Annotated in this window: 22 protein-coding genes and 2 pseudogenes; 7 read left to right on the top strand and 17 right to left on the bottom strand. The window is 67.5% G+C overall.

The genetic code is table 11. The features are described 5' to 3' along the window. Positions 1-676: 676 nt before the first annotated feature. Both AB0I04_RS27155 and AB0I04_RS27150 read right to left on the bottom strand, forming a co-directional pair. Positions 677-1018 carry a hypothetical protein gene (locus tag AB0I04_RS27155; RefSeq protein ID WP_360890033.1) on the bottom strand — a complete coding sequence of 114 codons (342 nt, stop codon included), beginning with the start codon at positions 1016-1018 and terminating at the stop codon, positions 677-679. Positions 1019-1020: 2 nt separating this feature from the next. After that, a pseudogene (locus AB0I04_RS27150) lies at positions 1021-1173 on the bottom strand (IS5/IS1182 family transposase); the annotation flags it as partial. Positions 1174-1532: 359 nt separating this feature from the next. Between AB0I04_RS27150 and AB0I04_RS27145 the strand changes: the two are divergent. Beyond that, positions 1533-1742, top strand: a complete 210-nt coding sequence (locus AB0I04_RS27145; protein WP_360890031.1) for a hypothetical protein — start codon at positions 1533-1535, stop codon at positions 1740-1742. A gap of 130 nt (positions 1743-1872) precedes the next feature. On the opposite strand, the gene AB0I04_RS27140 is transcribed toward AB0I04_RS27145, so the two are convergent. After that, positions 1873-2268 carry a VOC family protein gene (locus AB0I04_RS27140; RefSeq protein WP_360890028.1) on the bottom strand — a complete coding sequence of 132 codons (396 nt, stop codon included), beginning with the start codon at positions 2266-2268 and terminating at the stop codon, positions 1873-1875. Positions 2269-2915: 647 nt separating this feature from the next. Continuing rightward, positions 2916-3287 carry a CPCC family cysteine-rich protein gene (locus AB0I04_RS27135; RefSeq protein ID WP_360890025.1) on the bottom strand — a complete coding sequence of 124 codons (372 nt, stop codon included), beginning with the start codon at positions 3285-3287 and terminating at the stop codon, positions 2916-2918. A 447-nt stretch (positions 3288-3734) separates the two neighbouring features. Here AB0I04_RS27135 and AB0I04_RS27130 point away from each other — a divergent pair, with 447 nt between their 5' ends. Next, entirely contained in the window at positions 3735-4115 is a 381-nt protein-coding gene (locus AB0I04_RS27130; protein ID WP_360890022.1) for a hypothetical protein, read from the top strand. Positions 4116-4479: 364 nt separating this feature from the next. Beyond that, positions 4480-4857: a hypothetical protein gene (locus AB0I04_RS27125; protein ID WP_360890020.1), complete on the top strand. Its 378-nt coding sequence runs from the start codon at positions 4480-4482 to the stop codon at positions 4855-4857. A gap of 224 nt (positions 4858-5081) precedes the next feature. Here the strand turns inward: AB0I04_RS27125 and AB0I04_RS27120 are convergent. From AB0I04_RS27120 to AB0I04_RS27110, 3 genes and pseudogenes are all read right to left on the bottom strand, one after another. Continuing rightward, positions 5082-5392: pseudogene (locus tag AB0I04_RS27120) on the bottom strand (serine dehydratase beta chain); the annotation flags it as partial. Between the two features lie 143 nt (positions 5393-5535). Then, the gene (locus AB0I04_RS27115; RefSeq protein WP_360890017.1) at positions 5536-7944 is read right to left on the bottom strand and encodes an FtsX-like permease family protein; all 2409 of its coding nucleotides are present in this window, start codon (positions 7942-7944) and stop codon (positions 5536-5538) included. An 82-nt stretch (positions 7945-8026) separates the two neighbouring features. Further along, a complete protein-coding gene (locus AB0I04_RS27110; protein ID WP_360890014.1) occupies positions 8027-8773 on the bottom strand; it encodes an ABC transporter ATP-binding protein in 747 nt (248 codons plus the stop codon). Between the two features lie 141 nt (positions 8774-8914). Here AB0I04_RS27110 and AB0I04_RS27105 point away from each other — a divergent pair, with 141 nt between their 5' ends. The 3 genes from AB0I04_RS27105 (at position 8915) to AB0I04_RS27095 (ending at position 12771) form a co-directional block, all read left to right on the top strand. After that, positions 8915-10114, top strand: a complete 1200-nt coding sequence (locus AB0I04_RS27105) for a histidine kinase (protein WP_360890011.1) — start codon at positions 8915-8917, stop codon at positions 10112-10114. After that, complete coding sequence (locus tag AB0I04_RS27100) at positions 10111-10797, top strand: response regulator transcription factor (RefSeq protein WP_360890008.1); 687 nt, start codon at positions 10111-10113, stop codon at positions 10795-10797. Before AB0I04_RS27105 ends, AB0I04_RS27100 begins: the two co-directional genes overlap by 4 nt. A gap of 1317 nt (positions 10798-12114) precedes the next feature. Then, positions 12115-12771, top strand: a complete 657-nt coding sequence (locus AB0I04_RS27095) for an aminoglycoside phosphotransferase family protein (protein WP_360890006.1) — start codon at positions 12115-12117, stop codon at positions 12769-12771. Positions 12772-13773: 1002 nt separating this feature from the next. On the opposite strand, the gene AB0I04_RS27090 is transcribed toward AB0I04_RS27095, so the two are convergent. The 10 genes from AB0I04_RS27090 to AB0I04_RS27045 form a co-directional block, all read right to left on the bottom strand. Then, positions 13774-13995: a hypothetical protein gene (locus tag AB0I04_RS27090; RefSeq protein WP_360890003.1), complete on the bottom strand. Its 222-nt coding sequence runs from the start codon at positions 13993-13995 to the stop codon at positions 13774-13776. A gap of 703 nt (positions 13996-14698) precedes the next feature. After that, positions 14699-16000: a tyrosine-type recombinase/integrase gene (locus AB0I04_RS27085; RefSeq protein WP_360890001.1), complete on the bottom strand. Its 1302-nt coding sequence runs from the start codon at positions 15998-16000 to the stop codon at positions 14699-14701. Positions 16001-16065: 65 nt separating this feature from the next. Further along, positions 16066-16257, bottom strand: coding sequence for a helix-turn-helix domain-containing protein (locus AB0I04_RS27080; protein ID WP_360889998.1), 192 nt, complete (start codon positions 16255-16257; stop codon positions 16066-16068). Further along, complete coding sequence (locus AB0I04_RS27075) at positions 16254-17672, bottom strand: replication initiator (protein ID WP_360889995.1); 1419 nt, start codon at positions 17670-17672, stop codon at positions 16254-16256. Before AB0I04_RS27075 ends, AB0I04_RS27080 begins: the two co-directional genes overlap by 4 nt. A gap of 95 nt (positions 17673-17767) precedes the next feature. Further along, entirely contained in the window at positions 17768-17965 is a 198-nt protein-coding gene (locus AB0I04_RS27070; protein WP_360889992.1) for a hypothetical protein, read from the bottom strand. Continuing rightward, on the bottom strand, positions 17965-18333 hold the full coding sequence (locus tag AB0I04_RS27065; protein ID WP_360889989.1) for a hypothetical protein: 369 nt from the start codon (positions 18331-18333) through the stop codon (positions 17965-17967). Before AB0I04_RS27065 ends, AB0I04_RS27070 begins: the two co-directional genes overlap by 1 nt. Before the next feature lie 17 nt (positions 18334-18350). Further along, complete coding sequence (locus tag AB0I04_RS27060) at positions 18351-19052, bottom strand: DUF2637 domain-containing protein (RefSeq protein ID WP_360889987.1); 702 nt, start codon at positions 19050-19052, stop codon at positions 18351-18353. Then, positions 19052-19336, bottom strand: coding sequence for a hypothetical protein (locus tag AB0I04_RS27055; RefSeq protein WP_360889984.1), 285 nt, complete (start codon positions 19334-19336; stop codon positions 19052-19054). Before AB0I04_RS27055 ends, AB0I04_RS27060 begins: the two co-directional genes overlap by 1 nt. Positions 19337-19362: 26 nt before the next feature. After that, complete coding sequence (locus AB0I04_RS27050; protein WP_360889981.1) at positions 19363-20721, bottom strand: FtsK/SpoIIIE domain-containing protein; 1359 nt, start codon at positions 20719-20721, stop codon at positions 19363-19365. A gap of 12 nt (positions 20722-20733) precedes the next feature. Further along, positions 20734-21075 (bottom strand): hypothetical protein, encoded by a 342-nt coding sequence (locus AB0I04_RS27045; RefSeq protein WP_360889978.1) that lies wholly within the window; start codon positions 21073-21075, stop codon positions 20734-20736. A 145-nt stretch (positions 21076-21220) separates the two neighbouring features. Between AB0I04_RS27045 and AB0I04_RS27040 the strand changes: the two genes are divergently transcribed. Then, positions 21221-21604, top strand: coding sequence for a GntR family transcriptional regulator (locus tag AB0I04_RS27040; RefSeq protein ID WP_360889975.1), 384 nt, complete (start codon positions 21221-21223; stop codon positions 21602-21604). Positions 21605-22032 lie beyond the last annotated feature (428 nt).

Here is a 22032-nt window from a genome sequence, read left to right as displayed (position 1 = left end):
TCCACCTTCTTGGGGTGATCACGATCGGCCAGGCACGCATAGCCGGTCCGACCCGCACCGATGCCTCCGGCGGTCATGGCACCAATTCGCCGGTGTTGTACCAGTACCACCGGCCTCCACCGTAAGTGCACTCCCAAATATATCCGTCGACTCCCGCAATCCGCTGCCCGTCGTTGAAACCGTTGCAGGGTTGGCTGGGGTAGTAGTCCGGTACGACGTGCGAGGGGTTTGTGGCTGTGGCCACGTGAGCGCCAGCGCCATGTGTTGGAGTTGGCGATGCCGATGCGGACGCAGATCCGGTGCCGGTCACAGCGAGTGCGAATGCTGCGATGGCCACGATCCGCCGTCCTGTCAGTCTGGGCTTGCTCCTCATTTATCTACCTCCGTCTGATGAAGATCGGCAACGCCACGTCTCCGCACCGATCAACAGTTCCTGGGCCAGCTCGGTCACTGGCCTCTCACCCGCCCGCCGCGGCACCAGGATCTCCCGGCGCTGCGGCTTGGCGATCGCGTTGAAGACGTCCGACGTCGTCGCTGCTCGTGCCATAGGCTTGGGGCGCAAGGGTGAACGCCACCGCAGAGGAGAGCATCCCCCGGGGCCCCGCTTGGACTATCCGGCCGGCAATTCTCGATAAGACCCGCCATCGACCCTGATCAGCGGTTCTTCAACACCCACTTAGTCCACGAACAGGTCGTACCAGGGCCCGTGGCTCGGGTCGCTGGTGTCTCGCGTGCAGTAGTAGTCACTCCACCGGCCCGAAGCGACGAGCGCCTGACCCGCCGCATTGCAGTCGGCGAAGGACAGGTAGTGGTTGAAGTACGTGTAGCTGCAGCCGCTCGGTCCGCCGCAGTTCGGCTGAGCGACGCCGTTCGACCGGACGGTGCCGGCGGACGCAGCGGTGGCCGCGCCCGCGAAGGCGACGGTCGCCAGGGCGGTCGTCGCGAGGGCGCGCCTCATCATGGTCTTCATGCAAACCTCCTGGTAGATGCGGGCCTTGCTGGATGAAGCACTGCTCATGGCTGGGAGGATTCGATGCCACGTCGGGCGATGCGGTGGGTGATGCCGCGGCTGCCCGGCCGGCGCCGCAGGTGGTTGAAGTCGTAGCCCTTGTCGGCGTGCAGCTTGGCGGGCCTGCGGCGGCGTGGGCCGCGCCGGGATCGGATCGGTGGGATACCGCGCACCATCGGCTCCACTCCTTTCCTTGAGGAAGGAGCCAGTGGCAGGGGACGAGTTCCGCCGACAGCCGGCCAGTGGTGTGAGCCATCGCGCAATGTAGCGGAGGGTCCTTGCCTGGCCGCCAGTTGTTGTGTGCTTCTTCTTGTCTGATAGTGACTTTATCGCCCGCAGTTTTTCTCGACCGATACGTGTAGCCATTATGCGCAGCAGCCAAGGGGGGTGCGATCGTTTAAGCCCACGAGTTAAACGATCGACTGCGGTCCAGGGCCTCGTCATCGGAATCATGTGAACCACACCGCCCGCCCCAACAGCAGATCCCCACCAGCTCACAGCGCCCGCCGCCTCACCAAGTGGCGTGCGTCAGCGCATCGAAGCGATCATCTGGACGTTGACGAACCAACTGGGCCTGGAACGCCACAACGTCCGCACCACCGACGGGCTCTGGGCCCGCATCAGCCAGCGCATCCTGGCCCTCAACGCCGCCATCTGGCACAACTGGCAAACCGGAGCACCCACCAACGATCACTCGCCGCCTCTGACCACTGACGAGCCTTCCCATCAATGATCAAGGCGGCGGCGCAAGCGCCGCCGCAGGCCGCCGCTCCGGCACGCCCTACGGGCGTGCGGCGTGGGCGCCGGTCCCTCCGGCCGTGCCGATCGGGCGGCCCAACACAGCCTTCGATCGCCACCGCCTCCTACGCGTGCTCGCTGATCGACGCAGCGGATCTCGTCGCGATACAGAACGGATGCCCAGCCGGATCGAGCAGCACCCGGAACCTCTCGCCCCCAGGTTGGAAGTCGGCCAACATAGCGCCAATGCCGAGGAGTTGCTTCTCGGCCTGGTCGAGGTCGTCGACCGCGAAATCCAGATGGAGCCGTCGCGCGGCGTCGGGATCAGGCCACCGGGCCGGCGCAGGGTTCGAGACCCGCTGGAAATCGAGGCGAACACTGCCGTCGATGACGAGCGCGGCGAAGTCCTCGTTGGACGAGAAGGACAACTCACCGCCCAAGAACGCCTGGTAGAACCGTACGAGTCCAGCCGGGTCCGGGCAGTCAATGGTGACGGCGAACAGGCGCGGCGTAGCGATCACAGGGCTCCTCGGCTGTGAAGGGCACGTCAAGTGCCACATTAGGCGGCAGACATCCGGTCCACGCGTCAGCTAAACCGTTCGACAAAGCCTCCGGCGGGGGACTCAGGCTCGGGGATGGAGTTGGCCCGCACGATGCGCACGGTGGTCAGTGGCTGGGGTGGAAACCGGGTGAACTGCGGCGGGTGTCGCCGAGGCGTGCCCGTTGCGTGCCCGTTAGAGCCGACGATCACGGTCGCCTACGGTCGCTCACGGGGAGAGCGCCGGGAAGGCACAGGTCAGCAGCGTCGCAGGTGATCAAATCAGCGGCACCGACTTCCCAAGCCGGCAGCATCGCTAAGACAATTGAGCGGTGTTTATCAACATCAGACGTCCGCCGCGAGGCCGGCCATATCCGTGCCCATGCTGCGGGTATCACACGCTCGATGAGATGCACCGGTCTGCCTGACACCGGGGCCGAGCGCCTGTCCCCGTGCCCGTCATCCGGCGTCTGCCGTTGCCGTAGTTGATCAGCGAAAACCGGCTGTCGCCCGCGTTGCCTTCCTCCAGCACCGTTGTGCTGTCGAGTGCCGTAGATGATCGCCGTATGCAGCCGTGTGTCACTGTTCGCGGGCCATATGCGGGCCAGTGGTCCGGCCTAACGGGCATCCTTAATGATCTTCGTTGGGAGGGTGCTCGGTTGGGTGGGGATCTCGTACGTGGGGCAGATCGCCTTCGCGGTTTGCGCCGAAAGCGGCGAAATTACGGCGTGCCTGGCTGAGGCTCAGGTTGCCGTTGGGGCCGCCACGAACGGCATCCGCGTCGTGCTCGTCCTGGCCGTCGTCTTCCCAGAAGCAGACGTCGCAGATCTCGTAGTTGCCGCGCTCGCTCAGGGTTAGGTATCCACAACATGGACAGGCGTATGGTTCGTCTCGTGGTGGACGGTGCACGCTGTTGTTGATCGCCGCGTCGGTGTACTCCTCGAACCACCGGATTCGCCGCTCAACTTCTTCTGGGGTGGGTGAGCCGGACTGTTGCGCCATGGCCGCATTGTCCCTTGGTCTGCGCGTCGCGCATGCCTGACCCGGCTTCCACCTCAACCACTGACAGACCTTGCGTCGCGTACGGCCCAACTCCATCCCCGAGCCGGGGGAGCTTCCGGCTCCGGGATGGGAGCCCAGGCGTCCGTCGTTGCCGTAGTTGATCAGCAAAAAGCGCTACTGACCTCGGCTGACTCTCTCAAATCCGGTTGCGCCGCCAAGTGCCGCAGGTGATCATCGTATGCAGCCGCATGCCACCGTTCGCGGGCCATACGCGGGCCAGGTTCGCCGGTCCGGAGTGCTCGTCCGCGCGAATGGCGGGATGCGGTGACAGACCTATTCGCGCGGGCGGGTGCTCCGGCTCGCGGGGGTCTGGGGGCGGCGGAGCCCCCAGGGGTGCGCTCGATCAACCCAACTGCGTGTCTGGATACTTGCCCTCGGAGGTTGGACATGAGCAGCGGTCGATGGACGTTCACGTACGAGGAGCCTTGGTGGATTGCACGACGGACTCCGGAGGCGGATGCCAATACGGTGCGAGCGGTCGAAACGTTTTTTCTCCCCGTAGCTGACGACCCGGAGTCGATAGAGGAACTCCTGAACGTATGGCGGGACGGTTGCGAGCGCTTTGGGATCGGCTTCCGGACGGGCACGGAAGGCGGCGCAGTCGAGAGAATCAGTGATGAAGAGGTCGAATTGCAAGATAGGTATAGGCAGTTCGACAACGTTGTGATCGGCGTTGACGAGTTCGAGGACATGCTCCTGACGCATAAACGGGCATCAAGCGAACATGGCCCGAAGAACCCTGCGGTCTCCCCGGACGAATCAACCTGATGCACCGCACAGTGCCCTGGGCAAGGCATCGAGAACAGCTGCCCCTGATCTGGGGGAGCGGGGCGCCGACTGATGGCCGTAGGCCACCCGTAGGGCGAGCGCAGCGAGTCTGCCGGCGGCCCTGCGCCAGTCCCGCGAGAACGGTCCGGAGCCGGTGGGCTGGAGGAAATCCGCGCTTGGTTCTTCGTCCGGTGGGCCGCCCGATCGGTACGGCCGGAGGGACCGGCGCCCACGCCGCACGCCCGTAGGGCGTGCTGGAGCGGGCGGCCCGCGGCGGCGCTTGCGCCGCCGCCTTGATCTAATACAGCGAAATTCGGCAACGTTCTCGCCTCAGGGTCATGCAATCGGCTGCTTTAATCCACTGGTGGACGGCATCACCTTCAACGCCTGGCGCGACAGCACCAAGTACATCGAGTTGGCTGAACTTGTCGATCTATTGCGGCCGGTGTTGCCAGTCCTGACCTGGCGCCTCGCCATCGTGGAGGCATGGTCGACGTCCGAGCACAGAGCTGCTGACCTGCTCGTTGACGACGTCGAGATGACGCTGGACCAACTGCTCAAGGTGACTACCGAGGTCCAGATCATCGACGGCCGGGTCATCGGGCGCCAAGCTGAGGAGCGATCCGATGTGATCGTCATTCAGGCGGTAGACAGTACTTCCTGGGATGTTTACGCGACCGACTCTCGTGTGCTCCAGGCACTCCGAGGCGCCTTCCCAGACGCCGAAAAGATCCCAACTTGACGCAAGGTCGCAGCGAGGCCGCCCGATCCACCCCAAGATCAGGTCACGACCTCGGACTGCCGTACTAGCCCACCCGTCAAGCATCAGCCGGGACACAACTGTCAAGCATCAGCTGGGACTAGACAGTGCTCAACGTGACGCAACACGGTAACTATCTTTAAGTATTTAAGGCAACTGTCTCGTGCGGGCGTCCGGTAGTAAGCGTCTGCATCGCGTCTCAGTAAAAACTTCATGCCATTGGAGTGGTACGGCAGCGGCTTGCGCCGGTGCGGTACCAGGTCGCGGTCCTCGATGAAGGCGATCTCGGCCTCGGCGCCCTTCTCGGTGCCCAGCAGCACTGCCTTCGGGGTGCCGTGGCCGTGGCCGGTGCCGCCGAGGGAGCCGAGCAGTTCTGGCCGACCCTGGTCACCCGGGGCAGCGGGCCCTCGTTGTCCAGACGCTTGACGAACATCCGGGCCGCGCGTATCGGGCCGACTGTGTGTGAACTCTACGGGCCGATGCCGATCGAGAACAGGTCGAAAACGCTGACCGCCATGCTGGGTGCCTCTCACGCCTTTGTGCTGAGGGAAAAACGCCGGAATGCCGACCTCCCGAGGGGATCAACCGGGGGAGGTCGGCATTCTGTTCTTGCCGCCGTGCAGTGCCCAGCACCGCTGTTGCTGCGGCGACCGGCGGCTCCTACTCGGTCCGCAGCGCGGTGGCGGTCCGGGAGCGTGCCGCCCAGCTGGCCGGCAGCAGCGCCCCTAGTAGGGCGATCACGATCCCGCCGGCCAGCAGGGGGAGGAGCAGCCCGGCTGTGTAGGTGTGGGTCACGCTCGGCGGCAGGTGGCGGCCGATCGCCTTCCCCATCGGGGTCAGTGTCGCCTTCTCCACCGCGACCCCGATCGGTACCCCGATCAGCCCGGCGATCAGGCCGGTGAATGTCACCGAGGTCAGAACCATCGCAATGGTCTGCTTGGGTGTCATCCCGAGGGCCTTGAAGATCCCCAGATCATGGACCCGCTCCCGGGTTTCCTGCACCACGGTGTTCAGCACCCCGAGCGCGGCGACCGCGATCAGCATCAGCGTGAGCGTGGCCACCAGGGCGCCCATGGTGATCACCACGAGGTTGTTGAGCCCGCCCGAGCTCGGCTGGACCGAGGCGTTCAGCGGGGTCAGCGCGGCGGCAGCCGAGGCGGACCAGTCCGATCCGTTGACGTTCGAGGCCAGCTCGACGTTGAACTGGTCGATGCGCGGGGTCAGACCGGCGGCGCTGAAGGTGGCCGCATCCGTCATGACCGTATAGTCGCCCAAATTGGTGTCGAACTCGATGCCGACGACCTTCAGTGACGTTCGCTTGTTCCGCTGCATCACGGTGACGTCGTCACCGACGTGGATCCCCGCCGCCGTGGCCAGCTTGTCGCCGACGACGGCCTCGCCGGGCGCCGAGTACCAGCGGCCGGACAGCAGCTCCAGGTTCGTCCAGGAGAAGTCGCCGCTGACCGTGAACACCTTCGGCGTTTCGCCGCCGGTCGGCGCGCCGACCATGGTCGCGCCGCTGTCGCCCCAGCCGAACGCGGCCTTCGTGCCCGGGGTCCTGGCGAGCGCGGCGGCCACCTTGGGGGCGTCCAGGTACTGGTGGCGCGGGTCGTTGGGGCCGTAGAGACCCCAGGGCTTGCCTACGTCGGCTGTGGGTATCACGTACGCCGACGCGTGGTTGAAGCCTGAGGTGGTGGCTTCCAGGTACTTGCTGAACCCGGCCTCCAGCCCCACCGCGAAGGTGAGGCTCACCGCGCCGAGCAGCACCGCCGCACCGACCAGTACGGCCCGGGCCGGCTTAGCGAAGGGCTGTGCCAGTCCCAGCGACATGGCCCGGGGCAGCGGCAGCCGCGAGGCCAGACGTTGCGCCGTCCGACCGCGCCCGGCCTTGGGGGCGCGGCCGACCAGCAGGGCCTGGACCGCCGGCATGCGGCCGGCCCGCAGTGCCGGGATCGAAGCCGTGACGCCGACGACCAGCAGGGTGCCCAGCGCCACCACGGCGCTGACCCACAACGGAATCGTGGCACTGGCCGCGCCGAACTGCTTGGTGGCCTCGTCCAGGATCGGCACGGCCAGGAGGTTGCCGAAGACCGTGCCGAGCACCACGCCGAGTGTCGCCGGGATCATGGCCTGGGCGGTGTAGGCGCGGACCACCTGCGAGGGGGTGAAGCCCAACGACTTCAGAATCCCGATGCGCCGGATTCCCGCGGCCACGGCCCCGCTGACCACGATCGAGATGATCAGCACCGACAGGATCAGCCCGAAGATCCCGAAGGCGACCAGGAACGGCACGTAGGCCTTGGCGTTGCCGGTCACCTGCCACTCCGCGGTCAGGTACGACTGTCCGGCCTCGACCGTGCCGGGTGGCGCGGCGGCGGCCACCGCCCGTTTGTCGGTGGCGATGTCGGCGTCGGTCCCGGCCTTGGCGAACCGGTAAAGCATCTGCTTGTCGGATTTGGCCCCGGCGGCGGTGAGCCGCGCGAAGCCGTCGGCGGTGGCGAAGGCGGTCGCGCTGTTGGTCACCGAGTCGGCGAAGCCGACGACCTTGAACGACGGCTTGCCCGGCAGGGAGGAGAACACCACCGAACCGCCGAAGCAGTCGATGGCATAGTGCTGCCACGGTAGGGCGATCTCGCCTGGGCCGGTCGGCCAGCGCCCCCGGGTCAGCGCCAACTGGTCCATCCCGGAGGTGCTCCCCAGGTCGGGCCGGGTGGTGACGGTGATCGGACCGTTGTCGTGACCGGCCCAAGCCTTCTTGGGGCAGTCGGTTCCGATGGTCGTGTCCAGGGCGGCGGCGATCGGGTACGGACCGCCCGCCTCGGTGACGCCGGCGGCGTGCGCGGTGGCGGCGGCCCGCGCGTCCGTGACCTTCGAGCCGTCGAACTGGACCGCCAGGTGCGCCCCGTTCCGAGCACTGAAAGCGTGCTCGAACGGGGCCTGCACGACGGTCAGCAGACCGAGTGAGAGTACTGACGACGTCACCGCGGCGAACGTTGTCAGGGCCATGACGAGGGACTGGACCCGACGCCGTCCCACGCCGGAGCGTACGACCTTGCCAAGGGCACTCACCGGCTCACCGCCGGCAGCAGGCGGGCCATGGCGTGGAATCCGACCTCGAAGAGGCGCCGGGGCAGCGGAGGCTTGCGCAGCGTCATTCGACCGCTCCCGCCGGACGGGTCAGCGACGAGTAGGCGGCCAGGCCGGCACCCCTGCCGCTGTTGACGACGTCCCGCTCGACCGCTCCGTCCACCAACTCGATCGTGCGACGCGCGGTGCTCGCGGCCAGCTGCACGTCGTGGGTCACCAGCAGGATGGTCTGACCCTCGCTGTTCAGGTCCAGTAGCAGTTGGCGCACGTCGGCGGCCGAGCTCGAGTCGAGCGCGCCGGTGGGCTCGTCGGCCAGCAGCAGCGCCGGCTTGTTCATCAGGGCCCTGGCCACCGCCACCCGCTGCCGTTGCCCGCCGGACAGCCGCTGCGGGTAGGCGTTGGCATGCCGGTCGATGCCCAGCGAGCCGAGCAGCTCGATGGCCCGGCGCTTCGCTTCGCCCTTGCCCATCCCAGCCAGCTGCGCCGGGACCATGACGTTGTCCAAGACGGTCAGGTCGTCGAGGAGGTTGAAGAACTGGAAGATCATGCCGATCGAGGCCCGGCGGTACTTCGCCGAGCCGGCCTCACCGAGCTGGTCGACGCGCGTGCCGTTGACCGTCACGGTGCCGCTGGAGGGCTTGTCCAGACCGGCGATCAGGTTCAGCAGGGTGGACTTGCCGCTGCCGGAATGGCCGAGGATCGCCACGCATTCACCGGGCACCACGGACAAGGTCACACCGGCTAGCGCGGGTGGGCCGTCGTCGTATTTCTTTGTCGTGTCGACAAGATCGATCACTGGTGCATTCGTCATGGCCCTGAACCTAAGAACGGAACGCTGTCCGTCGCGTCGGCCGGGGGATGTCACCGTTCCCCAGGCCATCGGCCCGGGGGCGTACCCGCGTACATCCCCGGGGCGACGCGCGGAGCCGACGCCGCTGAATACGATCTCCGTATGGAAGGGCTTCTCCAGCGTCTCTCGACATCGAAGCGCGTGATCTGGCTGATGTCACAGGCCGTGGTGCTGGCCACCACCTGCCTCTACGCGCTGGCGCTCTACAAGTCGATGGTTGCGCACTACAACGACGGGTACCAGTTTTCCGGCCTCGGGGTCTTCCAGACGATGGGGTTGTGCGTCGTGCTCGCACTTCCGGTTCTGCTGGTGCGCCGTCTGCCGACGGCGGTCTTCGCGACGATCCTGGGCGAATCGGTCCTCGGCGACATCTTCGGCGCACGGCCCTCGATCGTGTTCTTCCTGATCATCGCCTTGGGCGGGTACCTCGCCGTCCGGCGTCCGAAGGCCGCCGCCGTCGGCTCCGTCGCGGCCGTCGCGGCCGCGTTCGTCAACGACATGCACGTCCCCGGGCAGTCCGTCGGCGACGCGGTCCAGTGGGCCGGGCAGTACCCGTTGTGGGTCGCGGTCGCGTGGGTCTTCGGAAGGGTGAACCGCAAACGCCGTGAATACCTCGGAGCCCTGCGCGAGCAGAGGGCGGCCCGCGCCGTCGTGACCGAGCGGCTGCGGATCGCCCGCGAACTGCACGACAGCGTCGCGCACAGCATCGGGATCATCACGGTGCTGTCGGGAGCGGCGGCGCGGGTCGTGGACACCAAGCCCGAGCAGACGCGGCAGGCGCTGACCGGCATCGAGACCACCAGCCGCCAGACGCTGCTCGAGCTGCAGCGCATGCTCGGGGCGCTACGCCGCGCCGAGCCCGACGACGCCATGCCGGGGGCCGCTCCGCTGGCGCCGGCCGGCAGCCTGGCCGACGTCCCGCAGCTCGCCGAGCGCACGGCCGACGCCGGGGTGCGGGTCCACGTGGCCTGGCGGGGCGAGCAGCGTCCGCTGCCGCCGGAGATCGAACTGTCGGCGTTCCGGATCATCCAGGAGTCGGTGACGAACGTGGTGCGGCATTCCGGTGCGCGGACGTGCCGGGTCGCGGTCGGATACGAGCCGACAGGAGTGACGATCGAGGTGGTGGACGACGGGGACGACGGTCCCGGCGGGCCCGGCCGTCCCAGGCACTCGGCGGCGCCCGGCGGGAGCGGCTTCGGCCTGCTCGGCATGCGCGAGCGGGTGACGTTGCTGTCCGGCCAGTTCAGCGCCGGCCGGCGTCCGGAGGGCGGATTCCGGGTGACGGCGAGGCTTCCGGCATGAGCGTGCGGGTGCTGCTGGCCGACGACCAGCCGCTGATGCTGGTCGGGCTCGGGATCCTGATCGGCGGCACCGCCGACCTGGAGGTGGTCGGCGAGGCCGGCGACGGCCGCGAGGCGGTGCGCCTGGTACGTGAGCTGCGGCCGGACGTCGTGGTGATGGACATCCGGATGCCGGGCATGGACGGGATCGAGGCGACCCGGCAGGCGACCGCCGAGCCGGACCCGCCCAAGGTGCTGGTGCTGACGACCTTCGACGACGACGAGTACGTCTACGGCGCACTGCGCGCCGGCGCCAGCGGATTCCTGCTCAAGAGCATGGCCCTGGACGCGATCCTGGACGCGATCCGCGTGGTGGCCGCCGGCGACGCGTTGATCGCGCCGAGCGTCACCCGACGGCTGATCGCCGACTTCGCCGGAACCTCCGCCACCCCCGCGGCCCCCGAACCGGACACCGAGCCCGCCCAGGACTCACGTCTCATCGCAGAGATCACCGACCGGGAGCGCGAGGTGCTGGCACTGGTCGGACAGGGACTGTCGAACGCTGAGATAGCCGAGCGGCTGGTCATCAGCGCGGCGACGGCGAAGACCCATGTCGCGCGTCTGTTCGCCAAACTCGAGGCCCGGGACCGCGTCCACCTGGCGATCATCGCCTACGAGAACGGACTCGTGCCGCATAGACGGTAGGGCAGGGTGAGAAGAACGATCGCCGACCACGAGTTCGCCGCGTTCGCCAGATGCGCCATCTCACCCACCCGGCCGCGGCGGGATCCGGGGCGAGGTTGTTCAGGAAGTCACGGACCGGTGCGGGTGTCGAGAGCGTGGTAGCCCGCTTCCGGGGTCGAGGAGGATCGGACCGAGGAAGAACCTTCAGCAAGGTCAGCGCCTTGTACGTGCTTCATCGCTGTTTCACTGGCGTGTTCGCGCGCTGTCTCAACGAACCGACCTGAGAAACGCGCCGCGCGGTTCGTGAAGATCCACGCGCTCCGGCCCGTCCAGCGCTATTCCACTGTCCGATCCTCTCAACCCCGATCGTGAACCGGCCGTCGGCGAGTTTGCGCAGCCAGCCGCGGTCGGCGAGCTTGGTCGGTTGTGCGCGAAGCGGCTCCAGCTTGCCTCGGATGCCGACAGGAAGGCCGGGTATCTCGCCGACCCGACGGACCGTGACCGGCCGAGGAGCTCGTAGTCCGGCGGGAGCGCGTCGGGGCCGGAGCCACCACGAACCGCCCTGACGGACGATCTACACCACAGACACCCGCCCACGACCAGTACGAATACCCACGAACCCTGACACACCAGCACGCTGACCAGCCACTTCAAGATGGTGGATCTTCATTGGGTGAGCTGGCTCCGCCTGGTGTCACCGCCCGCGCCCGAAGTCACTGGGGAGGATGTCGAGCGGGAAGTGGTCGAGTGTTTCGGGGGTTCGCTGAATGACCACGAAGCAGCGGTAGGAAGGTTGCGGATGGGGTTCTGACAGCACCGCCCGGAGGGCACCGGGTGCGCCGTCAGGCAGGTGTCCGCAAGCCACTCAGCTTTCCGGCCTCGGCCGGTGAGGTGCAGGTCCCGCGCCTTCCTGCTCAAGCTCACCAGATCTTGCTTGGTTCCCCGCTTGATCATGTCGGGGACTTCCACGCGTCGCACCCCGACAGAGTAACGAGGCGCGGACGCACGCACGTTCTACCTAGGCACGGGATATGCGCGGGATGAGCAGGCATCTCGACCACACTCTGCACGACGTCAGCCCACGTCAGCGGACGGGCATGGCGGAGATCGCCGACCCTCTGTAAATCCGTCGCCGTTGAGGTCAGCCTGTAGGCCGGGTTTTTCTCCGGCCGGTCGCCGAGCTGCGTCACGCTGCTTTCCTGGCGTGGTCGGTAGTCGTTGTGCATTACCGACGAAGGAGTGAAATGGCGTTGCACGAGACCCACCGGGCCATGCCAGTCTTCACCGATCCGTCCATCCGCCGACCGCCATGTGAGCTTTGACCAGGAGGTCCGCACCATGCGACCGATCCCCGTTGAAGTTCCGCTGACCGGAGGACGGATCACGCCGGGCGTCGTCCGCGTCGCGGATACGGTTCGACGACCTACCACGGACTCATCGGCCTTCGTCGCCCGACTCCTCACACACCTGCACCAACGCCAGTTCGCCGGAGCGCCGCGCTACCTCGGACGGGACGAAGCCGACCGCGACATCTTCAGCTACTTGCCCGGCTGGGTGCCGGCCAAGTTCCAGCGTTGGAACGACGTCCAGATCACCGCAGCCGGGGCACTTCTTCGCTCGCTGCACGACGCGACCCGCGACAGCGGCCTCACCGGGAAACACTCCGTCGTCTGCCACCACGACCCCGGCCCCAACAACACCGTCTTCCAGGCTGGGCTACCGGTCGCCTTCATCGACTTCGACACCGCCGCCGGCGGCGAACCGCTCGAAGACCTCGGATACATGGCTTGGACGTGGTGCATCTCTTCCAAGGCCGGCGCACCGCCCGTCGCCGCTCAGGCCGCCCAGGTGCGGATCCTCATCGACGCCTACGGACTCACCGCTGCCCGTCGCGTTGACGTCTTGGACGCGATCCTGGACCGCCAGTCCCGCAACGCCCGCTGGTGGACCGAGCGCCTGAGCGATCCAGGCCCCAGTGCGGCTGGTTCCGAGTAGGCCGCCTCCAGCATCGAGTGGTCCAAACGCGAGCACACCTTCACCAGCACCAACTGCCGTGTCTTCGCAGCGGCGCTGCGTTGACACCCAAATCCGACCGCTCGACGGCGCATCTTCACGGTGGCCCGAGTCGATGCCGGTCGCGGTCGGCGAAGTCAGGTTGCGGTGCCTGGCCGTCGTCGGCCTGGGCACGGAGGCCCCACAGCCCGCACGACACCACGTATCCTTGGCGTCGACGTTGACGACGTCGGAGGCGGGCGATCGAGGGCAGGGCAATATCTGTGCAATGATCGCAGCGTGCAGCGGACGGCCCAGCGGCTCCGCTAGGCTCTGACCAGCGTCAAGCCCTCGTAGCTCAGGGGATAGAGCAACGGTTTCCTAAGGAACATACGCCGTGATCGTCGGGCGTCCGCCGTTGCCGTAGTTGATCAGCTGAAACCGGTTCTGACCTGCGTCGGCGCTCTCTACCGCCACTGTGCTGTCGAGTGTCATGGACGATCATCGTATGCAGCCGTGTGCCACCGTTCGCGGGCCATACGCGGGCCAGATGTACCGTTCCGGTGTGCTCGTCAGGCGCGGCTAATCTGCATGATCAACTGACGCGCGCCGTGGGCTGAAAACCGTTCGACGGTATGCGTGAGGTCCCGCCATCCTCGGATCATGAGTGTTGAACTTATCCGCGTCGCCGGTCTTTGCGATGCGCCGTATGCGTACGCGTCCGTTGCTTCGCCTGACTCGCTGGTGTACGCCGCTGGTGCATGCCCGCTGGATAAGGACGGGGCGACCGTAGGGGTCGGGGACATCAGGCCGCGAAGCAATGCATCCTCAACCTCCGCGAAGCCCTGACCGCTAGCGGGTCCAGCATCACCGACGTTCGTCCGTGGGGCGCTCCACCTTGCACCCCTAGGGCCTGGCCCGCTCCCCGGGGGGTGGGACGACGGCGAACGGGATGACCAGGTGGTGGACCGTCTGTTCGGCATGGCGAACATCCGCACTCGTCCGTCACGGATTTGGCGTGTCGGCTCGCTTCCTGGGCGACAGCCGATAGATCACCTCGTTGATTACCGCCATCGAGACCCACGGAAGTATCCCGTGCCTCATTTCGGAGACCCAGCTATAGCCCTCCACCATCGACAGGGTCCAGGTAGCCAACAGTCCTAGGGCCAAGTAGAGGCACAGACGCACCAGGAACCAGCGGAACAGGCGATCGAGCGCACCACGCATGGTCAAGCGATCCTTTCACGCGATCTCTGGTCCAGCCTGTCATCCCATCGGCGAGACTGCACGGGTCGAGCCAACATCAGCGCGATGGCGGAACCGGGTGTCTTCATAGAAGTGACAGCAACGGTGACAGCAACGCGGGCAGACGCCACCGGATGATCACGGCTTCGTGCGGACGGTCGACGTCGGGCGGAGGCTTGATCACCTTGGCCAAGATCGAACTGATAAGGATGCGGTCAGGCGGTAAGCCCAGCCTCGGAGACCGCACCAGTTCCCAGCCTGGCCGAGGCCGGAGCAACCGAGTACGGGCTAGGCTTGACCCGCCGCAGGCAGGCAAGCGGATACCAAGATCCGGAACATGCGCGGAACGGGCACCATCGAGACGCGCGCAGCGGTCAGGCTCCGCTAGGCTCTACCAGCGACAAGCCCTCGTAGCTCAGGGGATAGAGCAACGGTTTCCTAAAGCGGATCTTGGATTCTCGGCCGCTTGCCAGCCCCACGCGTTGACCAGCCAATTCGTGCCACGACCAGCGAGGACGCTCCGCCGGTCGAATCCGGACATATGCAGCCGTATGCCACCCGATGCAGCCCCTTGTAGGTGGTCGTGCAATATGCGTGCAATGGCCGCACGGCACGTTTGCCGAGGTCACCCCGCAAAGACGAAGAGGCCCCCGGACGAGCCGAGGGCCTCTCTCAGACGCGGACGCTAGTGGATGCCAAGCGCCGCCTCGATACGCCGATTCGCGATCTCACGCTGCCCGTCGATGCACTTGGCGTACACCTTGAGCAGCACGTCGACACTGTGCCCCGCCCGCTCGGCAACGTCGGGGGCTGACACCCCGGCATTCAGCCAGAGCGAGACCGCCGCATGCCGAAGGTCGTACGGAGTCTGAGCCAGGGGAGAGAGCACCTGAGCCGGAGTGAACGCCAGAGCCCGCGCCTGAGTCCACACGCCGTTGATCGCCGAGGAGGCGAATGGCCGGCCCTTCGAGGTACGGAACAGCCGGCCGTCCGCCGACGTGCCGTGAGCGTCGATGTGCGCCCGCAGGATGGTGACCAGCTCCGGAGGGATCGGTACGAGGCGCGTCTCCTTGTTGGCCCGGTGCTTGAGACCACGGTCGTCGTGGGTCTCACCGCTGTCGGTCCACTGCTTCCCCGCCTGCGGACGCGTCTTCTCAAGTGTCAGGCTTCCCCATCCCTCCCCAGGTAGGAAGCAGTCGGCTTCCCGCAGGCCGAGCGCCTCAGCGGGCCGCAGACCGCCGTAGTACATGCAGGCGAACATCGCTCTCATGTGCTCGCCTCTGGTGCGTCCGCAGTAGGTCACGGCCGTCAGCAGCTCCCTGGCCTGCTGGGGGTTGACCACGGCGCGCCGGTCGACCGCTTGAGCGATCTTCAGGCTCCGTCGCTTCGACTTGATCCGGTCGAGCGGATTGTCTGCGAGTTCCTCCAGCTCAACGGCGTACTCGATGACGTTGTAGAAGACCGCCCGCTTACGGCGGTAGGTCGTGGTCGCCGCCCGCTTGCCGTCCATCGTGAGAGAAAGGGCGTTGAGCGCAGCGTGGACCGTAGAGCTGTCTTCCACAGCCCGGACCGGCAGCGACGCACGCTGTAGCCAGCGCAGCGCCGCACTCACCTCGCTGTCTGGCTCGATGCGCCGGTCTTCCGGCAGGAGCGCATAACGCCTCAGCGCGGCCCGTAGCGTCTCGATGCTCGGCTTGCCCGGATCATCCTTCGTCAACGCCGGGGTCACCGTCGCGAGCGCGTCTGTCATGCTGTCCCGGCTCTTGGCAGCGAGATGCGGCCACTTCGTGACGGAATACGCCTGAACGAACTCGAACCACGTGGCGGCGTTCTTCGCCTTCAGCATCGACTCGGGAAGACCGGTCTCGATGTCGAAGGCTTCCCCGCGCTTGGCTGCCTGCCGAAGGTCAGACAGGAAGCTCTCAGCGAGCGCCTTGGTCCGGTAGGTCTTGGTCTTCCGACGCCCACCGACCTGCCACCGCGCCACGTACGACGGCGTCTTGCTCGACTTGTTCCGGTAGACCGTCCAGAACTTCACGTCATACGTGGTGGTCATGCTGCCTCCCGGAGGTTCTCAAGCCAGGTGGTGAACTCGCTCCGCCATACGCGGATCTCGCCGTTGGGCAGTCGGAGACCGGCCGGAGCCGAGCCGATTTCGCGCCAGCGATAGAAGGTGCGGCGGGAGACGCCGCCCAGCTCAGCGAGGATCTGGGGGACCGTCATCAACTCATCTCGTCGGTTCACATGACCTCCATGAGTTCCGGCAGGCTTCCGCCCGCTCCGGTGGCGTCGAGAGGGGGCAGAGGCTTGCCGCTCAGTGCGGCGGTCAGGAACGCTTCGCCGGGCGTGTGGCCTTGGCCGACGTAGTCCCAGTGCGCGACAACGAGGACCTGGTCCTCGTCGAAGAGGGGCAGTCGGCCGGTCGTGATGTCGTGTTCGCGCTGGTTGTGAGCCATGCGGGCGTGGCGGAGCGCGCCGAGGGTGGTTGAGTATCGGCGGGACTTGGTGGAGAAGTGGCCCCGGAAGCCGAGCATGTGCGCCCAGTCGACAAGCCGAAGATCGGCCATCTCTTCCAGCGCTCCGAGACGTCGACACTCGGTGATCAACCGGCGGGCGTGGTCGCGGATATCAAGCTGGGCGAGGTCGTCGGTAGGGCGGATCGGCCGGTCGAGGGTGCCGACGCACTCGGCGGCTTTGGTGGCGTATTTGGCGATGTAGCCGGCTACGGCTTGGTCGCTCAGTTCGCCGGTCGTGGTGATCGGCCGGACGTCGACCTGCGAGCCCCACGCCAAGGCTCGGGCGGGCAGGTCCTCTGCCTCGGGGGTGGTGACCGTGACGGCGCGGGCGGCGTGGCGTACGGCGTCGTCGAGGAGGTCTCCGGTTGCCCAGGCGGGCGGGTTGGTGGTGGGGCCGTCGGGTCCGTCGAGGCGGATGACGGCGTGGAAGTGGACGACGCCCCGGCGTTGGTATTCGGCGACCTTGGCGAACGACACGGTGAGGGCGCCGCGCAGCTCGGCCACGGTCAGGCCCGCCGCCTTGGCGATGCGCCGCCGTAGGGCGAGGGTGAAGCGCCGCCATAGTTCGGGGGCGAGTGCGTTGAACAGGGCCGAGCCGGTGTAGTCGTAGCAGTCCGGGCACAGGGGCTCCCCCAACCGCGGATCGTCGGCCCCGTGCCGTTCGGTGCACGACTGGGAGCGTCCGTGCGGGCAGTCCCCCAGATCCCGGCGAGGGTGGCACGGTCGAAGCTTGCCGGCCTTTTCGCGCCGGGCGTGGACCGGCCCGAACGAGGGAGCGGTCAAGGTGACGAACGCGGCCGGATGCTCAGTGACGGTATCGGGGACGCCTTTGCCTCCGACCAGGCCCGCCCGGACGAGTTGGTAGGTGTCGGCCCGGTAGACCTCCGCACACGAGGGACACCGCGAGGCACGTCGGGTCTTGCACGCCACCCGCAGCACCCCGTCCGGCTCGTGGACCGTGGAGTAGCGGTGGAGAAGCGCGCCGGTGAGGGGGTCCCGGTAGTCGACCCGCCCGCGCAGGTGGATGGGTTGGGCGCAGCCGCCGGTCCGGCGGATCTGGGCGGCCCACCGCTGGTAGTCCGGGGAGGAGGCCCGGCGGGCGATGTCGCGGAGGACCAGCGGGGAGGGAGCGGAAGCAGGCAAGATGAAGGGGTCTCCTGTCGTACAGACGGTTGGGGATGGCCCCCGACGTGGCGGATGACTTGGCGGTTGTGCGGCCACGCCGGGGGCGCAGGGCGTCAGGAGAATCCGAGGCCCTCGCAGTGCTTGCAGGTCTGGCCGTCGGAGGTCAGGCCGCCGGTGCAGTGGCAGCACCGCCAGCGTTGAACCGGCGGGATTAGCGCCGGGGGGTCGGCGTGGGCCGGGGCGCATGTGTCGGGGTCGTGTTCGTGCATCTGCGTGCACGCGGTTTCGAAGTCGTATTCGTGAAGGTCCATCAGGCGGCTTCCTCGTCCGTCTCGGGGCGGAAGGCCGGGGCGTAGCTCATCAGCGCGTAGTGGGCGTCCATGCGCCGGGCGGGGATGTGTACGGCCCTGTAGGTGATGTGGCCGAAGGTCTTGGCCACGGTGTAGTGGCCGCCGTCGCTCCGATCGTCGACGGGGACGGCGTCGAGGAGGACGGCGATCCGGTCGACCTCGGTCGCCTGCTGCTCGTCGGTGCCACGGGTGTGGTAGCTGACTTGCCAGCCGTATTCCTCGACCGGAACGGCGGGGTTGGCCTCCAAGAAGTCGGCCAGCGCGCGGAGTCCGGTGATGGTCTGGGTACGGGCGAGCAGGTCACCGGGGACAGTCGGCTGTGCGGTCATCGGGGGTGTTCTCCGTTTCAGGCGGTGCGGATCTGGCGGAGCAGGTCAGAGGCGAGCTGGTTGGACACGCCCAGCCGGGCGCGCAGTGTGTCGCGGGTGATCGGGCGTCCGTGCCGTTCCTCGTGTTCGGTGGCGACACGGCGGGCGAAGGAGAGCAGTTCGGCCGCAGGAGCGTCCGGCGAAGCGGACTCGTCCCGAGTCGTGTCCTGCTCGTCCGCGCCGTCCTGGTCGTCCCGGACGAGGACGAGGTCAGAGGACGGCCGTCCGAACGACGGCGGAACCGGGGACGAGTCCACCGTGACCGCAGAGGACGAGGACGCCGGAGTGTCAGCCGGTCGCCGGTCGGTCGAGCGTCGTTCGAGCATGGACACCGCCACCAGGAACGCGCCCGCCGGAGTCGCGGCGGTCAGCCAGCCCCACGGGGTGGGTTCGGCTTGGGCGAGGTTGGCAGCCAGCGACAGGACCACCCCGCCGGCCAGCACCAGCGACGGCCAGGAGATCGGCCCGGTACGGCGTCCGGTGCGGCGGTCACGCTGACGTTCGCGGGCGGCCATGACACAGGTCAGGTCGATGCAGACCGCGATGGCCCAGGCCATCCAGCCGTGTTGTCCGTGCTGGCGGGCGGTGTCGCGGATGTGGGTGAACGACCCAGCGGCAGCGATTCCGGCCAGGACGACGACCGGCCCGGAGTCGGCCAGCAGCCCACCGAGGCGGGGCATCACGCCGCCCCCCGCTCGCAGAAGGCCAGCAGTGCGGCCAACTCGGGATCACAGCGGTGAGCGTCGGCCCAGCCGAGCAGCCAGCCCAGCGCATCCGGGTAGGCCGACTCCGTCCCCGCGCACCGGGCGCACACGGCGACGTGGACACCACGCGTGTCGTCGAAGGCGAGCCGGACGGAGTCCAGGACGGTACGGCGGGACGAGGACGAGCGGCCGTCCCCGCGACGAGGACGGGCGGACGGGACACCGGCGGCGGGACGGTGCAGGGGAATCACGTTGGTCATGGGGAGCCTCCGAGAAGTCGAGGGGGTTAGGCGGCTTGGTCGTCGGAGACGGCGCGGGGACCGGTGCGGACGAGGTGCGCCCAGGGGGTGGCGAGGTGGCGGTGAGCGTCGGCGGCGGCTTCGGCCTCAGCCTCGGTCGTCAGCGCGGACCGAGCCCGATTCCAGGACCCGTCACTGCCCGCCACGATCGCCACGCCGGGCGTCTCGGCAGCGATCGCGCGGGCGGCTTCCAGCGCGGCCGGGTCCATGTCGCCGAGCGTCATCGTCGCCGTCTCCGGATCGTTGACCCGGTGGCAGACACGGCCGGACAGTTGCGAGCGCAGCGCGGTGACACCGGGGCCGAGGTCAGAGCCGATGCGCTGGCCGCAGACGATCAGGTACACCCCGAACGCCCGCCCCAGTTGGGCGATGCGCAACAGCGCGACCGAGGTCTTAGCGACCTCGTCCTTCTCGGCCTTGTCCGCGATCAGGAACAGTTCGGCGACCTCGTCGACCACGACCACGATCGGAGTCGGCCGCAGGTGGTCCGGGAGCCGCCAGACGTTGCGTACGCCCGCCTCGCGGCAGTCGGCCATCCGATGCGTCAGCTCAGAGACCAGCCCATCCAGCAGCCGCACACACCCGACCCGCGTGGTCGCCAGCGCGGACATGCGGGCCGCGTACGGGGTCAGTTCGACCCCGCCTTTCAGGTCGAACCCGACCAGGGCGACCGGTTGCGGAGCCAGCCCGGCGATGATGGCGTTCAGCAGCGTCGACTTGCCCGATTGAGTCGCGCCGGCGAACAGCCAGTGCGGGACGGTCTTGAAGTCGATCACCCACGGCCGCCCGTTCTCCAACACCCCGGGCCGCACCCTCAGCAGGTCACCCGGCTCAGGCGGCAGGGGCGGGACCGTGATGAGGGGGTCTTTGCGGGTGGCGATCAGCACGACCTTGCCCGGCTTGGACTCCAGCACCCGCACCGCATGCGCCCGCCAGGCATGCGCCAGCCGTTCGGCGACCTTGGCGAAGTCGTCGGGGATCTGCCCGTCGTTCAGCGTGATCCGCAGCCGCCAGCCCAGCCGGGAGGGGCGGATCAGCCCGAGGCGGGGAGCCTTTTCGATCTCCACCCGCCGCAGGTGTCGACGCTCCACGATCGCCGTGGCCTCACGGGAGGCGGCCCCCAGGACGGGGACGGAGTCGAGGGTGACGCGCCAGCGCCGCCGCTTGTGCGTGAGCTTGCAGGCCGAGGCGACGTGCTGCCAGGTGGCGTACAGCCACACCGCGCGGGCCGGGAACCCGACGCACAGCCAGAACGACAGCGGGTGAAACCGCCGCCACGCCAGGCCCCCGGCGACCACGGCGACAAGACCCGCGACCGCTGCACACAGCGTTGCCTTGTCGAACATCACGGCCCCTGCTCAGGCAGCCCAGGCGGCGGACGCCGGAACGACGGCCGAGGCTCCGAAGGAGATCCCGTGCCGTTCCTCGCCGTTGATGACCTGCTTCCACGGCCGGGCGATCAGGTCGGGGACAGTGACGATCTGGCCCACCTGGACCTCCGGGTCACCGGGGACGTTGACCGTCACCAGGTCGATCCGGCCGGCCTCGGTTGCCACTGACAGGCCGACCTGGAAGACGGTGCGGCCCTGGTTGTCCACCTTGACCTCTCCGGTCTCGCGGTTGACCAGCTTCGGCGCCGGCGGCGCGACGCATACGAAGGTCAGGGCGCGGGTGTCGACCGGGATACCGATGTTCTGCATGACACTCCTGAGAAGAGAACTGTCTACCTAGCTACCTAGGTAGCTGTCTCGATCAAATGTACCTAGGTAGGCGGACAAGTCAAGCCGTTGGCCGGAATTTTCCTATGCACCTAGGGGCCTAGGCGACGGCTGTACACTCTCTGACATGGGAAATCCCGGTTCGGTCGATCGCCGCAAGCCTTACGTCCGCATTGCTGACGACTTGCGCGCGGGCATCGCGTCCGGCCGGTATCCGGTCGGTGAGGCGCTACCTCCCGCCGGGGAGATCGCTGAGAGGTATGGCGTCGCGAAGATGACCGTTAGCAACGCGATCGCTGTGCTACGGGATGAGGGACTCATCCAGACCAGGCAGGGGAGCCGAACGGTTGTCGTGGCCAGGCCGGACGCACCGGCCGAGGCGGAAGCCGACCACGAGGAGCGCAGCGAAGAGTTTCAGATCATCTTCGGTCAGCTTCAGGAGATGCGCAGCGCCATCGGGCACCTACGCGCGAAGATCGAAGCACTCGACGAGCGCACCAAGAACCTCTGAGCCGTCGAGCCCCACATGACCGGCAAGCCCGATGTGCATCTGAGAGGGCGTTCTGTGATCCCCAGATCGGCGCCGTGGGCGACGACGGTGATCTTGAACCCCTGGTCGGCCAGCGCCTTTTCAAGCAGAGGAGCTCGAAGACGGCCCTCAAGCGCGTCTCTGGGAACTTCTCAGCGGCGCTCCCGCTGAGGGCATCTCCGTACCCCACCTGATGACCGCGACAGGCAAGAGCCGCCCGTGGATCTACGCGAGGCTCCGTATCCTCGCCGATACCGGCCGGGCAACCCAGGTCAGCCGAGGCCGCTGGCGCGCCTCGCCGACTAGGCGTCCCTCAGTGAGTGTTTGAGAAGTTGATCTCATTCGTATTCCAGGGGCCGTGGTCCGGTTCGGGTGGTGGGTCGGCCGCGTGTCAGTCGGCGGACCATGGT

This window comes from Actinoallomurus sp. NPDC050550 (genome assembly GCF_040655075.1).
Taxonomy (GTDB): Bacteria; Actinomycetota; Actinomycetes; order Streptosporangiales; family Streptosporangiaceae; genus Actinoallomurus.
This window is presented reverse-complemented; position numbering and strand designations above follow the sequence as displayed.